We start from the raw sequence: 261 nt of genomic DNA, 5'->3' as shown, positions 1-261 counted from the left end.
CCAGCATCATCAACACCAGCTCGAATAGGCTCTCTCAGGCTCACCTCTGAGGGGCCAAATAAGCACACTTTCAAGTTGCCATCAGCCAATAGTCGTAATCTATTGCAACCAGCACAAAAATGCTCTGTCATCGATGTAATAAACGAAATTGTTCCAGCATGACCATCAATCTTGAAATTCTTTGCGGTCTCTGACGGATGATCTTGAAGTCTCTCTACACCTTTAAAACGTTGGCGCACTTTATCCATCATCTCTGCATAA

Annotated in this window: 1 pseudogene; it reads right to left on the bottom strand. The window is 43.7% G+C overall.

What is annotated here, in order from left to right:
* Nucleotides 1-261: pseudogene (locus PZC42_RS24885) on the bottom strand (GTP 3',8-cyclase MoaA); the annotation flags it as partial.

The organism is Isoptericola croceus (assembly GCF_029382255.1).
In the GTDB taxonomy this organism is placed as follows: Bacteria; Actinomycetota; Actinomycetes; order Actinomycetales; family Cellulomonadaceae; genus Isoptericola; species Isoptericola croceus.
This window is presented reverse-complemented; position numbering and strand designations above follow the sequence as displayed.